Raw genomic sequence first — 13573 nt, 5'->3', positions numbered from 1 at the left:
AAGGTCGCGGGCGAGAACGGTTCGGGCCCGCACCTTCGGCAGGCCGTGAGCGGCCACCGGCCGACCCGGTGCCGTGAGGACCCTCAGGGCCGTCCGGGCTCTACGCCCGGCTTCCGGCCGGCTCGGGCGCGGCCCCCGACCCGCGTCGGATCTCGTGCCCCGGCGCTCCCGCTCGGCCCAGCACCCAGCTCGCGCCCCGAAGCGACTTCGCGGCCTTCTTGAGGGGGGCCAGACACGCGGCCGCCTGGCGGTGGTCGGTCACGCTCCCCGGGGCGCACAGCACGGTCGCGAGGGACAGGGTGACGGCCGGCCCTCCCGCCGACCAGGGTGTGTCGAGCACCGACCCGGCCAGCGCATCGAGCCCTGCCGGATCCGCCAGGACCAGGAAGTCGTCACCGCCGATGTGCCCCACACGGGTGTCCCCGGCCGCGGCCGCCTGCAGCGCCCGCCCCACCGCTCGGATCAGTTCGTCGCCCGCGGCGAACCCGGCACTGTCGTTGACCTGCTTGAATCCGTCGACGTCCAGCCAACTCAGCGCGAACAGCCGGCCCTCGGCGATCCTGCGGTCCACCTCCTCGGTGATGGCGTCCGAACCGGGCAGCCGCGTCAGCGGATTGAGCCCGGCCGCCTCCTCGACACGGCTCTCCGACAGCGCCCGTACGAGATCCGCCAGCCGTACGACGCCCACACACCGCCCGTGCCGGTCGACGACGGCCACGTCGTCCGACGTGCGGTCCCGCTCCCCGTCCGCCACCACGTCGAGGACCTCCCACGCGGTGGCGTCGACGCCGACCGTGCGCGGCGGATCGCCGAGCCGGGCAGCCGGACGATCGGCGTACAGGGCATGCCCGTAGCGCCCCGACATCGACAGCAGGAACCGCGAACGGTGCACCGACCGCACCGGCACCCCGGCCCGGTCCACGAGCACCACCCCGGACACGTCCGGCGAGCCCGTCAGCAACGCCCGCACCCGCCCCGCGGACACGTCGGCGGGCAGCAGCGCGGCAGCCCGTACGAACTGCCGTACGGGCGGACCGTCGGGCCGTGCGAGCGTGGGGACGGGGGAGAGGACCGGCACGTGGACATCCGCAGCCGGTCTGCGGGCGGGAGGCCCGAACAGATCGCCCTGCGCGAGCTGTGCACCCGCCGACAGCGCCGCCGCGCACTGCGACTCGGTCTCCACGCCCTCGACGGACAGCAGCGCGCCGAGCTGCTCGCTCAGGGTCCGCATGGCCCGTACCACCGCCGGCCGTGACAGCAGCGACGCGTCCAGTTTCACCAGGTCGGGTGCCAGGTCCGCCAGTACGCGCAGGGGCACGTCCCCGTCACCGATGCCGTCCGCGCAGATCCGGAAGCCCTCGTCCCGCAACGCCGTCACCGACTCGACCAGCGCCCGATGCGGCACATGGGTGAAGGGCGGACCGACGTCGACCGTCACCTCCCACGGCAGGCGCCCGGCCCCGCGCACCGCGTCCCGCAGCGCCGCCAGGCGACCGAGATCGGCGAGGGTCCCGGCGAACACGTTGACGTGCAGCGGCAGCAACGTCTCCTGACGGGCCGCCGACCGGATCGCCGACGCGGCCAGCAGGCCGTCGAGTTCGGGGTCCCGGCGGGCCTGCGCGAGCACGTCGCCGGACTCGGGACGGGCGAGTATCTCCAGCGCCACGACCCCTCCGGTCGTGAGGTTGACGACGGGCTGGAAGGCGAAGCGGAGAGTATCCGTCCAGGAGGGCACGGCAGCATGATGGCCCTCTGCGATCACGCCCAAGGGCAGTTCACGAGCTGTTCACGCACGATTCCCGGCCGATCACACAGAGTGCACGGAGCCCTTCGTGGACGGCCCGGCACGTCATCTGACGGCGATCACCGACGATCCGTGCCCGAACAGCCCCTGGTTCGCGGTGACTCCCACCCGGGCGCCCGCGATCTGCCGGTCGCCCGCCGCACCCCGCAACTGCCACGTGAGCTCGCAGACCTGGGCGATGGCCTGCGCGGGGACGGCCTCTCCGAAGGAGGAGAGCCCGCCGCTCACGTTGACGGGTATGCGCCCGCCCAGCGCCGTGGCACCCTCCCGCAGGAGCTTGGCCGCCTCTCCTTCGCCGCACAGCCCCAGGTCCTCGTACCACTGCAACTCCAGGGCTGTGGACAGGTCGTAGACCTCGGCGAACGAGAGGTCCTCCGGGCCGATGCCCGCCTCCTCGTAGGCGGCCCGCGCGATCGACTCGCGGAACGTGGCGGCCGGGGGCTGCGCCGCGACCGCGGAGTCCGTCGCGATGTCGGGCAGGTCCAGCACGGTGTTGGGGTAGCGCGGTGTCACCGTGGACACCGCGCGGATCCGCACCGGTGCCGCCACCCCGTGCCGGCGGGCGAACTCCATGCTGGACAGCACCAGCGCCGCCCCGCCGTCCGAGGTGGCGCAGATGTCGAGCAGCCGCAGCGGATCGGCCACCACGGCCGACTCGGCGACCTCCTCGGCCGTGACCCGCTTGCGGTAGCGGGCGTTCGGGTTCAGTGCCCCCATGGCCGCATTCTTCACCTTGACCTGTGCGAAGTCCTCCAGGGTGTCTCCGTGGAAGGCCATCCGCCGGCGCGCGTACAGCCCGAAGTACGTCGGGTTCGTCGCCCCCAGGACGCGGAACCGCAACCAGTCGGGATCGTCGGCCCTGTCCCCGCCCGCGGGCCGGAAGAACCCCTTCGGCGCCGCGTCCGCACCCACCACCAGGACCACGTCCGCGAGGCCCGCGAGGATCTGTGCCCGTGCCGCGCCGACGGCCTGCGCCCCCGACGCGCACGCCGCGTACACGCTCGTGACCCTGGCTCCCTGCCAGCCCAGAGCCCTGGCGAACGTCGCTCCTGCCACATACCCCGGATAGCCGCCACGGACGGTGTCCGCGCCGACGATCGAGCCGATCTCCCGCCAGTCGACCCCCGCGTCGGACAGCGCCGCGCGTGCGGCCACCGTCCCGTACTCGGCGAATCCCCGCCCCCATTTGCCCCAGGGGTGCATGCCCGCGCCGAGCACCGCCACGTCGTCCGTCATGCCGTCACCCCCGTCGGCCGCCAGTGCCAGGTCGTCCAGGTCGTCTCCGCGTCCTCGCTCAGCACGCCGGGGACGACCTCCACCTCCATGCCCACCGTCAAATCGGCGACGGAGATCCCGGGGACCGTCTGTCCGAGCACCACCAGGCGCTCGGGCCGCAGTTCCACTGCGATCAACGCGTAGGGCCGCCATTCGAGTTCCGGATCGGACACATACGGTGACGGCGGCCGGTACCGGCTGTCGGTGTAGGACCAGATGCGGCCGCGCCTCGACAGCGGCACCTCCTCCAGCTCACCGCCCGGACAGCCCGGGTTGCGGCAGAAGACGTCCTCCCGGGGGAAGAACACGGACGCGCAGGCCGAGCACCGTGTGCCGAGGAGCCGGAAGCCGTCCCCCTCGCCGGTGAACCAGCCGGTGACCACGGGTGTACGAGTGCGTGACAAGGCCCCTCCACGGCAGTGGATCTGACGGAACGTCAGAAGTCTGCCACGGGCCACGCCGATTGGGCAGTGCGCCGAAGTGCGCCACCGAGAACCGCTCAGGTCTCCTGAGCGTCGGAGTATCGGTAGGGACGGCCGGGGCCCACGGGGGTGGTTCCGGCCGTCCCTCGCCACCGGGCCCCGCCCGGCGCTCTCCCGAAGCCCGGCCGGGTCGGCCGAATCGGGCGCGGACCGTATCCGATCACTTCCCTCGGGGAACCTTCACCTGATAGACGCAGGGGTCATGACCCGACTCTCCACGGCGGTACGCGGCCTCGTCACCTCGCTCGCCGCCCTGCTGACCGTCACCGCAGCCTCCGCGACCGCCACGGCGACGCCCGAGCCGAAGGCCCCCGAGGACTTCGTGTCCCTGAGATCAGTGGACCGCACGATCATCCAGGAAATGCGCTACTTCACGCCGCACAACTTCGTGGGCGAGCGCATCGACGGCTACCGGCAGCCGCTCTGCATCCTCACGAGGCCCGCCGCCGAAGCCCTCCACACGGCCCAGCAACGACTGCTGCGCCAGGGCTACTCCCTGAAGGTGTACGACTGCTACCGGCCCCAGCGCGCCGTGGACCACTTCGTGCGCTGGGCCGAGGACCTCGACGACCAGACCATGAAGGGCGAGTTCTACCCGAACGTCGACAAGACCCGCCTGTTCGAGGACGGCTACATCGCCGAGAAGTCCGGTCACAGCCGCGGCTCGACCATGGACCTCACACTCGTGAAGCTCCCGGCGAAGCCCACCCGGCCGTACGTCCCCGGAGAGCCCCTCGTGCACTGCTTCGCGCCCCAGCAGGAGCGTTTCCCGGACAACTCCGTGGACATGGGCACGGGTTACGACTGCTTCGACACCCTGTCGCACACGCTCGACCCGCGCGTCCAAGGGCAGCAGCGCGCCAACAGACTCCTCCTGAAGGACACCCTCGAAGGCCTCGGCCTCGTGAACCTGGCCGAGGAGTGGTGGCACTTCACCTTCAAGCCCGAGGCCTACCCCGACACGTACTTCGACTTCCCCGTGTCGGCGAAATCCCTCGTCACGTCCCACTGAGACGGCCCGCGAAAACACCCTTGTGATGATCGGATACAGTCCCGGGCGTGTCTCCAACCCAGATCCCCTCCGCCAACTCCGCGCCGGACTCCCACTGTTCGAGCTGCGGCGCGCCCTACGGAGCTGGCGTCTCCGGCTGGCCCCGTGCCTGCGCCTCCTGCGGTCGTACGGCCTACCGCAACCCCTTGCCGGTCGCGGTGGCCCTGCAGCCCGTGTACGACACGAAGGGCGCGGCCCTGGTCGTCATCACCCGAACCATCGCCCCCGCGCGCGGGGGCGTCGCCCTGCCCGGAGGGTTCATCGACCACAGGGAGGACTGGCGGCAGGCCGTCGTCCGTGAGCTCAAGGAGGAGACGGGCATCGCCGCGGCGAGCCGCGACGTACGGCTCGTCGACGCCCTGAGCTCACCCGACGGTCACCTGCTGCTCTTCGGGGCTCTCCCGGAGCGCCCCGCGACCGACCTCCCGCCGTCTGTCGCGATGGACGAGACGGAGGGCTGGCACCTGCTGCGGGGAGCGGCCGAACTCGCCTTTCCGCTGCACACCGTGGCGGTCCGGGCGTGGTTCGAGGGCAGGTACGTCTGACGGCTCCCAGGGCCCGGTGAGAGCCCGTCGGCGGCCCCGGAAACCGACGAGCCCCTCCGGCGCCGACGAGCCCCTCCGGTGCCCCGCGATCAGGCACCCAGTCCCCGCACCCGTACGGGAAGCGACGGCTCACCCGGGCCGTCCTCCCCGTCCCGCACCACGACCACGCGCTTACCGGTCCGACGCGTCACATAGCGCTCGATCTCCGGCTCCTCCCAGCCGTCCCCGCGGTCGGCGACCACCAGCCCGCCCCCGGTCCTCCCGCGGGCGGGCGCCCACACCTCCAGCTCCACGGCCCCGTCGTCGCCGCGTACGGGCAGGACGGCGCCCGCACGGACCAGCACCGGAATCCGCGACAGAGGGGCGTCGATCAGTACCTGCGCCGGCCCCTCGTACGCCTTCTCGGTCACCGCGTCGTACCAGCGGCCCCGGGGCAGCTGCACGGCCCGCCGGTCGGCACCGGGATCCAGGACCGGCGCCACCAGCAGGCAGTCGCCGAGCATGAAGGCGTCCTCGCAGTCGCGCAGCGCCCTGTCCTCCGGGGCGTTCCACCACATCGGCCGCACATACGGCGCACCCGTCCGCCGTGCCAGATGCGCCAGCGTCATGAAGTACGGCAGAAGCCGGCGCCGCTCGACGAGCGCCACGCGCGCGTGCCCGAGGATCTCGTCACCGAACTCCCACGGTTCCCCCCGCTCCGCACGAAGGCCCACGTGGGTACGGAAGAGCGGCAGATAGGCGCTCAGCTGAAGCCACCGGAGATACATCTCGGGGGAGGGGCTCCCGCCGGAGCCGCCCACGTCGGGCCCCGAGTACGGCACTCCACAGAGACCGAGACCGACCACCAGCGACAGGGACGCCCGCAGGCCGGGCCACCCCGTGGCGACCTCACCGGACCAGGTCCCCCCGTAGCGCTGCATTCCGGCCCACCCGGAGCGAGAGAAGAGGAACGGCCGCTCCTGGGGTGCCAGTTCCCGCAGCCCTTCGTAGGCCGCACGGGTCATGCCGAGCGCGTACACGTTGTGTGCCTCACGGTGGTCGCCCCCGCGGCCCTCCAGGTCGTGCCGCGCCGAACGGGGCAGCGTGGCCTCGCCGAAGGCCGTGAGGGACACCGGTTCGTTCATGTCGTGCCAGAAGCCGGCGAACCCGTGAGAGAGCCGCTCCTCGTAGAGCCCGCCCCACCAACGGCGCGTACGCGCGCGCGTGAAGTCCGGATGGACCACCTCGCCGGGACGGACGACTCCGCGCACCACCTGCCCGGCGGGGTCCCGCACGAACACGTCCTCGGCGCCCCCGCTGTCGTACACGGCGTATCCCGGTTCGGCCCTGACCGCCGGTTCCACGCTCGACACCAGCCGGATCCCGTCCCGGCGCAACTCCTCCGCGAGCACCGGCAACTTCGGGAATCGGTCCTGGTCGACCGTGAACACGCGCTGTGCGTCGAGGTGGTCGATGCCGAGGTGCACGGCGTCCAGCGGCAGCCCACGCTCGTGGTACCCGCCCACGATCCGCCGCACCTCCTGCTCGTTCCCGAAGCGCCGCGAGTGGTGGTGCCCCAGCGCCCAGGCCGGCGGCAGCGCGGCGGCACCCGTCAGCGACGCCCAGGTCTGCAGCACGCGCGCGGGAGTACCCACCATCACCCAGCAGCGCAGTGGGCCGCCGTCCATGCGCAGTTCGCTCGTCCCGGCCCGGTCGTGCCCGGACCCGGCGCCCTCCTCGCCCTCGCGCAGGGTCACGGAGCCGTCCCAGGCGCTGTCGTGGAACACGAGGTGCGTGGCCGCGTCGGCCACCACCATCTGCACCGGCATGGTCAGGTACAGCGGGTCGTCACCGGGACCGAAGGCACGTCCGGGGTCGGTGTTCCACAGCCGGTACGTCCCGTCGCGCAGCCGGGGCCCCGACGCACGCCCACCGAGACCGAAGAACCGCGCGTCCGCGGCCACTTCGGACCGCTGCATCCAGCGCGCCTGCCCACCGCCGACCGGCTCCCACCAGCGCGGCGGCAGATCGCGCCGCAGGCTCACCCCGCCCGGCGTGAGCACCTCCACGGCGCCGTGCCGGGACACGACCACCGTCATCCGCTCCGCCACGACCCGCCACGCACCGTCCTTGTCCGGCTCCAGGACGGCTCGCGGGTCCGGTTCGGGAGCCTCACCCGCGAGCGCGTACGAAGGCCCGGGCTCCGCCCCGTCCCAGCCCCAGAAGACGGCCCCGTTGACCGCGACGGCTATCCGCAGCCGCGACCGGGCGAACCGGACGACTCCGCCGCCGGGCGCGGACTCCACGGACAGCACGGCCCCCGGAACCCGCGCACGCTCGGCGCCGCGCGCCGGCAGCCCCGAGGCGTCGGTACGCCTCCTGCGCCACGCGGCCCGCACGGTGAGCCAGCCCTGGGCCGCCCCCGCCGAACCGACTGCCTTCACCGAACGCACCAGGTCACGACCGTCCATGCTGTTCAGCCTGCCATTCCGAGGGGCCGTTCAGCGGGTCGTTCAACTTCCGTTCACCCATGGTTGGACCACATCTTCACGAGCCGGACTATGTGGCGCCCGCCCTGGTGCGGAAGTCGATCACATGGCATCGTCCGTCTCAGCCGCGTGACGCGCACACCCCAGCACGTGCGCGGTACACGCACACGACGCGCGCAGTCCGGGAGCCGCCCCATGACCTCATCGAACCCCTCGCCGCTCTGGCAGCCCGACAGGGAACGCATCGACCGGGCGCAGATCACCCGATTCCAGACCTGGGCGGCCGAGCACCACGGAGCCCCCGCCGACGGCGGCTACGCCGCCCTGCACCGCTGGTCCGTGGACGAACTGGACACGTTCTGGGAAGCCGTCACCCAGTGGTTCGACGTACGGTTCACCGCCCCCTACGCGCGCGTGCTGGCCGACCGCTCCATGCCCGGAGCCCAGTGGTTCCCCGGAGCCACCGTCAACTACGCCGAGCACGCCCTGCGAGCGGCCGACACCCGAGCGGACGAACCGGCCCTCCTGTATGTCGACGAAACCCACGAACCGATCCCGGTCAGCTGGTCCGAACTGCGCCGGCAGGTCGGCTCCCTGGCCGCGGAACTCCGCTCCCTCGGCGTACGGCCGGGAGACCGCGTCAGCGGATACCTCCCGAACGTCCCCCAGGCCGTCGTCGCCCTCCTCGCCACCGCCGCCGTGGGCGGAGTGTGGACGTCCTGCGCCCCGGACTTCGGCGCACGCAGCGTCCTCGACCGTTTCCAGCAGGTCGAGCCCGTCGTCCTCTTCACGGTGGACGGCTACCGCTACGGAGGCAAGGAACACGACCGCCGGGACACCGTCGCCGAACTGCGCCGCGAACTGCCCACCCTGCGCGCCGTCGTCCATATCCCGCTCCTCGGTACCGAGCCCCCCGAAGGCGCCCTGGAATGGTCCGCCCTCACCTCCACGGACGTAATGCCCCTCTATGAAGAGGTGCCTTTCGACCACCCCCTGTGGGTGCTCTACTCCTCCGGCACGACCGGTCTCCCCAAGGCCATCGTCCAGTCCCAGGGCGGCATCCTCGTCGAGCACCTCAAACAGCTCGGTCTGCACTGCGACCTGGGACCCGAGGACCGCTTCTTCTGGTACACGTCCACCGGCTGGATGATGTGGAACTTCCTCGTCTCAGGCCTCCTGACGGGCACCACGATCGTCCTGTACGACGGCAGCCCCGGCCATCCCGACATCGGCGCCCAGTGGCGCATCGCCGAACGCACCGGCGCCACCCTGTACGGCACCTCGGCGGCGTACGTCATGGCCTGCCGCAAGGCGGGCGTACACCCCTCCCGCGACTTCGACCTCTCCAAGGTCCAGTGCGTCGCGACCACCGGCTCGCCCCTGCCGCCCGACGGATTCCGCTGGCTGCACGACGAGGTGCGCGACGACCTGTGGATCGCCTCCGTCAGCGGTGGCACCGACGTGTGCTCCTGCTTCGCGGGAGCCGTCCCCACCCTCCCCGTGCACATCGGTGAACTGCAGGCCCCGGGCCTCGGCACCGACCTCCAGTCCTGGGACCCGAACGGCGAACCCCTCACCGACGAGGTCGGCGAGCTCGTCGTCACCAACCCCATGCCGTCCATGCCGATCCGCTTCTGGAACGACCCCGACGGCAGCCGCTACCACGACAGCTACTTCGACACGTACCCCGGAGTGTGGCGCCACGGTGACTGGATCACCGTCACCTCCCGCGGCTCCGTCGTCATCCACGGCCGCTCGGACTCCACGCTCAACCGCCAGGGCGTACGCATGGGTTCGGCCGACATCTACGAAGCGGTCGAGCGCCTCCCGGAGATCCGCGAATCCCTTGTCATCGGCATCGAACAGCCCGACGGCGGCTACTGGATGCCTCTCTTCGTCCACCTCGTTCCAGGAGCCGTGCTCGACGAGGCGCTCCTCGGCCGCATCAAGCAGACCATCCGGGACCATCTCTCACCGCGCCACATCCCCGACGAGGTCATCGAGGTCCCCGGCGTGCCCCACACCCTGACCGGCAAGCGCATCGAGGTCCCGGTCAAACGCCTCCTCCAGGGCACGTCCCTCGAAAAGGCGGTCAACCCCGGTTCCGTCGACAACCTCGACCTGCTCCGCTTCTACGAGAAACTGGCTCACGAACGCGCCTGACCACCCCGCCGACAGCCTCGGACGCATCCCCGCGACGACGTCACCGTCCGAGGTCGGCGCCCTTACGCAGCCAGACAGCAGACACGCCTCTGACCTGCGCATTTAGATCAATCTCCATACATGCGCCACAAGCCGCGAGGGCATTGTCAGTGGCGACGGTTACGGTGAGTGAGCATTGATCACTGCGCACAGGGGGAAAGATGGCGCACACCCAGCACCGGACCATGCGACGCGTCCTGCGCCGCGAAATCGCCGGAACAATCGGCCTGCTGACCGACGAACAGGACTTCACGGCGATGCGGCGGCGCTACCGCACCTTCGCCTTCGACGACCACGCGAGCTATCTCCAACAGGTGGAGACCCTGCTCCGGACCCTCGCGTCGGAGGGCGGCCACACCACCGTGGCACTCTTCGACCCCGAGGAGTACGCCCAGTTCTGCGCCGAGCACGACCTGGACGCCGACACCGCGTCCAGCCGCACCCGCTTCACGGCGGAGCTCGCCGCCACAGGCGCGACCGTTCCCTACGAGGGCCAGGCCCTCGACGACCTCGTCCCCCACCTCGTCGACGAAGCCGTCCGCCAGGCCACCTGGGAGTACGCGACCACGCTCCTGTCCCGGATCGGCAGCTGCGCCTCCTGCGGCGAGGACATCGGCCGAGCGGCGTTCGTACGGGCCTCGGACCTGGTCGTCCGCATCCTCGAGGCCACGGGCCCGGGCGAACGGCACCTTGTCTGCAGCGTCTCCACAGAGCCCGAGACGCTCGTCGCCGTCCTCCGCACCGACGACGACCAGCACGGGACGCCGCATCTCGACGAGGCCGAGGCCCTCGAATTCACCACCGTCCTCGCCCTCGGCATCGCCACCCGCAGCGCAGGCGGCCTCGTCATGCGCACCAGCACACCCCAGGCGACCGACCGGGTCTTCGGCTGGCGCCTGCGGGGCGAAGGGCTCGAAGCACTCACCGCCGGAGAAGTCTTCGACGCCTACTGCACGGACGTCGAGTCCGGCGACCTCGTCTCCCCGGAGTCGGGCGTCGACTACTGCGCACCACCGGATCTGGGTGACGACGGGCACACGACCGCCCACACCCACTGAACACACGAGGGGCGCCCCACCCTTCGGTGGAGCGCCCCTCGACCACAGGCACCGCGCGCCGACGAGCGCGCGGTACCCGCCACTACTCGCCGGACAGAACCGCCTGAGCCGCCGTGCGCGCCTCCTCGGCGCTGTCGCAGGCACGAGCGGCCGCCGCGGCCCGCTCGCACTGCGCCAGCGTGTACTTGGCCAGCGTCGCGCGGACGTAGGGAATCGACGCCGCGCCCATGGAGAGAGAGGTGACGCCGAGACCGGTCAGCACACATGCCAGCAGCGGGTCCGAAGCTGCCTCGCCACAGACGCCACAGCTCTTGCCCTCGGCTCCGGCCGCTTCGGCGGACAGCGCGACCAGGTCGAGCAGCGCGGGCTGCCACGGATCCTGGAGCCGGGACACAGCGCCCACCTGGCGGTCGGCGGCGAAGGTGTACTGCGCGAGGTCGTTGGTCCCCAGCGACAGGAACTCGACCTCCTGCAGGATCGACCGCGCCCGCAGGGCGGCCGACGGAATCTCGACCATGGCACCGAACTTCGCCTGCAGGCCCGCGGCACGGCACGCGTCGGCGAACGCCTTGGCGTCCGCACGGTCCGCGACCATCGGCGCCATGACGTCGAGGTAGACGGGCAGGCTTTCGGAAGCCTTCGCCAGCGCCGTCAACTGCGTACGCAGCACGTCGGGGTGGTCGAGGAGGGACCGCAGACCGCGTACGCCCAGCGCCGGGTTCGGTTCGTCGGCCGGCGTCAGGAACTCCAGCGGCTTGTCGGCGCCCGCGTCGAGCACCCGCACCACGACCCGCCCCTCGGGGAAGGCCTCAAGCACCTGCCGGTACGCCTCGACCTGCTTCTCCTCCGACGGCGCGTTCTTGCTGTCGTCGAGGAAGAGGAACTCGGTACGGAACAGACCCACGCCCTCGGCACCGGCCTCCACCGCAGCCGGAACGTCCGCGGGACCGCCGATGTTGGCGAGCAGCGGAACCTTGTGACCGTCGGACGTCGCACCGGGCCCGGTCGACCCCGCGAGCGCCGCCTTGCGCGCAGCCGCCGCAGCCTCCATCTCGGCCTTCTTCTCCGCGCTCGGGTTCACGAAGATCTCGCCGGTGCTGCCGTCCACGGCGATCATCGTGCCTTCGGCCAATTCACCGGCTCCGGGGAGCGCCACTACGGCCGGTACGCCGAGAGCTCGCGCCAGGATCGCGCTGTGGCTGGTCGGCCCGCCCTCCTCGGTGACAAAACCGAGGACCAGCGTCGGGTCCAGCAGAGCCGTGTCGGCCGGCGCGAGATCACGGGCGATGAGGACGTACGGCTCGTCACTGTCGGGAACACCCGGCATCGGAACGCCGAGCAGCCGGGCGACGATACGGTTCCGCACGTCGTCGAGGTCCGCCACGCGCCCCGCCAGGTACTCACCGGCGTTCGCGAGAAGAGCGCGATACGCGGCGAACGCGTCGTACACGCCGCGCTCCGCCGTGCTGCCGACCGCGATACGCCGCTCGACATCGGCCATGAGCTCGGGGTCCTGGGCCATCATGGCCTGGGCCTCGAGAACCGCCTGGGCCTCGCCGCCCGCCAGATTGCCGCGGGCCATAAGGTCGGCCGCCACGGCCTCGACGGCCTTGCGGGCACGCCCCTGCTCGCGCTCCGCGTCCTGAGTCGGTATCTGCTTGGCAGGCGGCTCGAGTACCGCCGTTCCCATATGCCGAACCTCGCCGATCGCCACACCGTGGCTCACGCCGACGCCTCGCAGCGTTGTCTCCATGTCACCCGTCTCCGATAGAGCGGCGGGCCCTGCCGCCGAGATGTTGTGCTGTGCCTGCCGTCACTGACGGCGATGGGATCAGTGCCAGCTGAAGAGAGCGTCGCCGGCCTTCACGTCGCCGTCCACGCTGACGTCCGAGAGGGCCTCGGCTGTGGCCTCGAGTGCCACGACGGGACAGATGGGGGACTTGCCGCTCGCTTCCACGGCAGCCGGGTCCCAACGCACCACGGCCTGACCTCGCGTCACGGAGTCGCCCTTGTTGACGAGCAACTCGAAGCCCTCGCCGTTGAGCTGAACGGTGTCGATACCCAGGTGCGTCAGCACTCCGTGACCCTGGTCGTCGACCACGACGAAGGCGTGCGGGTGGAGGGAGACAACAACGCCGTCGATGGGGGCAACGGCTTCGGACGCCTCCCGAACGGGGTCGATCGCGGTGCCGGGGCCCACCATGGCCCCGGAGAAGACCGGGTCGGGTACAGCTGCGAGTCCGATGGTGCGTCCTGCAAGAGGGGACGTCACGGTGGTCATGGGAAGCCTCCCAGGGGCGGTGATTCATATGGGCCGTCACTGCCTGTCCCGGACGGCGCACTGTTGAGCAGCGTAAGTCATATGAAGTGACGGTTCCGCGCCAGAGGACCCGGTTGGGGGTCGTAGCGCACAGCGCAAACGATTTGCGCCCGCTCCGGGGCCCCATGTACTGTCGTACTCCTGCCTGGGGCTGAGCGATGCGACTGCACGCTCCTTGTCTGGCAGCACCCAACTTGTCAGATCCCATCTCGGGTCTCGTTCTGCATGTCCGCAGAGCGGTGGTCAGAGGGACGGAAATTCACTGATAGAGTTTGGGAACACGAAGGGAAGCGCCCGGAGGAAAGCCCGAGAGGGTGAGTACGAAGGAAGCGTCCGTTCCTTGAGAACTCAACAGCGTGCCAAAAATC

At 71.1% G+C, this 13573-nt stretch carries 10 protein-coding genes; 4 read left to right on the top strand and 6 right to left on the bottom strand.

The genetic code is table 11. The features are described 5' to 3' along the window. Window positions 1-100 precede the first annotated feature (100 nt). The 3 genes from KUF83_RS24065 to KUF83_RS24055 all read right to left on the bottom strand — a co-directional run bounded on the left by KUF83_RS24065 (window position 101) and on the right by KUF83_RS24055 (window position 3462). Entirely contained in the window at window positions 101-1735 is a 1635-nt protein-coding gene (locus KUF83_RS24065) for a GGDEF domain-containing protein (RefSeq protein ID WP_217456921.1), read from the bottom strand. 114 nt (window positions 1736-1849) lie between these two features. Then, the gene (locus KUF83_RS24060) at window positions 1850-3040 is read right to left on the bottom strand and encodes a lipid-transfer protein (RefSeq protein WP_217456920.1); all 1191 of its coding nucleotides are present in this window, start codon (window positions 3038-3040) and stop codon (window positions 1850-1852) included. Further along, on the bottom strand, window positions 3037-3462 hold the full coding sequence (locus KUF83_RS24055) for a Zn-ribbon domain-containing OB-fold protein (RefSeq protein ID WP_217457109.1): 426 nt from the start codon (window positions 3460-3462) through the stop codon (window positions 3037-3039). The genes KUF83_RS24060 and KUF83_RS24055 overlap by 4 nt, the downstream gene beginning before the upstream one ends. Window positions 3463-3763: 301 nt before the next feature. Here KUF83_RS24055 and KUF83_RS24050 point away from each other — a divergent pair, with 301 nt between their 5' ends. Then, on the top strand, window positions 3764-4573 hold the full coding sequence (locus KUF83_RS24050) for a M15 family metallopeptidase (RefSeq protein ID WP_217456919.1): 810 nt from the start codon (window positions 3764-3766) through the stop codon (window positions 4571-4573). Window positions 4574-4620: 47 nt separating this feature from the next. Next, window positions 4621-5157 (top strand): NUDIX domain-containing protein, encoded by a 537-nt coding sequence (locus tag KUF83_RS24045; RefSeq protein WP_217456918.1) that lies wholly within the window; start codon window positions 4621-4623, stop codon window positions 5155-5157. A gap of 89 nt (window positions 5158-5246) precedes the next feature. Here the strand turns inward: KUF83_RS24045 and KUF83_RS24040 are convergent, their stop codons facing one another. Then, on the bottom strand, window positions 5247-7607 hold the full coding sequence (locus KUF83_RS24040) for a glycoside hydrolase family 31 protein (RefSeq protein ID WP_217456917.1): 2361 nt from the start codon (window positions 7605-7607) through the stop codon (window positions 5247-5249). A 213-nt stretch (window positions 7608-7820) separates the two neighbouring features. Between KUF83_RS24040 and KUF83_RS24035 the strand changes: the two genes are divergently transcribed. Further along, window positions 7821-9788, top strand: coding sequence for an acetoacetate--CoA ligase (locus tag KUF83_RS24035; RefSeq protein WP_217456916.1), 1968 nt, complete (start codon window positions 7821-7823; stop codon window positions 9786-9788). 200 nt (window positions 9789-9988) lie between these two features. Continuing rightward, complete coding sequence (locus KUF83_RS24030; protein WP_217456914.1) at window positions 9989-10885, top strand: hypothetical protein; 897 nt, start codon at window positions 9989-9991, stop codon at window positions 10883-10885. Window positions 10886-10967: 82 nt separating this feature from the next. On the opposite strand, the gene ptsP is transcribed toward KUF83_RS24030, so the two are convergent. Both ptsP and KUF83_RS24020 read right to left on the bottom strand, forming a co-directional pair. Further along, window positions 10968-12638 (bottom strand): phosphoenolpyruvate--protein phosphotransferase, encoded by a 1671-nt coding sequence (ptsP, locus tag KUF83_RS24025; protein ID WP_217456912.1) that lies wholly within the window; start codon window positions 12636-12638, stop codon window positions 10968-10970. Window positions 12639-12716: 78 nt separating this feature from the next. Further along, on the bottom strand, window positions 12717-13166 hold the full coding sequence (locus KUF83_RS24020) for a PTS glucose transporter subunit IIA (protein WP_217456906.1): 450 nt from the start codon (window positions 13164-13166) through the stop codon (window positions 12717-12719). Window positions 13167-13573 lie beyond the last annotated feature (407 nt).

This window comes from Streptomyces sp. BV286, from assembly GCF_019090165.1.
In the GTDB taxonomy this organism is placed as follows: domain Bacteria; phylum Actinomycetota; class Actinomycetes; order Streptomycetales; family Streptomycetaceae; genus Streptomyces.
The sequence above is the reverse complement of the archived record's forward strand: the minus strand, read 5'-3'. Positions and strand labels throughout refer to the sequence as shown.